Source organism: Corallococcus terminator (assembly GCF_003611635.1).
Taxonomy (GTDB): Bacteria; Myxococcota; Myxococcia; order Myxococcales; family Myxococcaceae; genus Corallococcus; species Corallococcus terminator.
In genome coordinates, this window is the sequence record NZ_RAVZ01000058.1 from 1 (window position 1) to 1060 (window position 1060).

At 67.7% G+C, this 1060-nt stretch carries 1 protein-coding gene; it reads left to right on the forward strand.

Annotated elements, in window-relative coordinates:
- Positions 1-182 precede the first annotated feature (182 nt).
- Positions 183-980, forward strand: a complete 798-nt coding sequence (locus D7V88_RS11310) for a DedA family protein (RefSeq protein WP_120540640.1) — start codon at positions 183-185, stop codon at positions 978-980.
- The last annotated feature ends 80 nt before the right edge of the window (positions 981-1060 follow it).

Sequence of the window (1060 nt, forward strand, 5' to 3'; positions counted from 1 at the left end):
GGGCGAGGGTGGGAGGAAGCCACGGAGCGCTGGGCTTTCGTGGTGGGGCCAGGCCGCTTGAGATGAGAGGCTTGGCGGCCGGAGTTTTCAAGACCCGCACCCGGTTGTTGGCTGGGTGCTGAAGGGGCTGGCCCGGGTGGTTGCCGGGCGACCCTTCGGGAAGTGATTGGACGGAACGACGCGTGGAAGAACTGCTCACCAGTCTGCTTGGTAACTCCCAGGGCCTCATCGCCTACGCGACGGTGTTCGCCATCCTGGTGGCGTGTGGCCTTGGCGTCCCGCTGCCGGAGGACATCTCGCTCATCCTCGGTGGATTCCTGGCGCACAAGGGCGCGGCCAGCCTGCCGGTGATGATGGTCGTGGGCTTCCTGGGCATCCTCGTGGGCGACAGCCTGATCTACCTGGCAGGGCGCAGGTTGGGGTCTCGGCTGGGGCGCAACCCGGATGCGAAGAGCGGCGGCTTCTTCGCGAAGATCGTCACGCCGGAGAAGCGCGCGAAGGTGGAGTCGCTGTTCATCTCCCACGGTCAGAAGATCGTGATGATCGCGCGCTTCATGCCGGGCGTGCGCGCGGTGACGTACTTCACCGCGGGCTCGGTGGGCATGGCGTACTGGCGCTTCATCCTGTGGGACGGACTGGCCGCGCTCCTGTCCGCGCCGGTGTTCGTGTGGCTCGGGTTCCACTTCGGTGGCGAGCTGGACATGGTCATCGGGAAGCTCAAGGAGGGCCAGGTCGTCGTCCTGGGCTCGCTGGCGGTGCTGGGCGTGGGCTACTTCCTGTTCCGGCGCTACCGGAACAAGAAGCTCGCGGCGCAGGCCGCCGCCCGGGCGGAGATGGTGCCCGTGGCGCTGCCGCCCGTGCCGGAGACGCTGGAGAACAACGTGGCGCAGACGCGCGCGCCCAGCAGCAGCAGCTTCTTCGACGTGCCCGCGGACAAGACACCTCCGCCCTCAGAGCCTTCGACCAACGTGCTCAAGTAGCGCTTCGCCGCACGCGCTGAAGTAAGTCCCCAGACCCCGCCCCCTCTGCTGGAGGGAGCGGGGTTCTTCGTTGTGGCGCC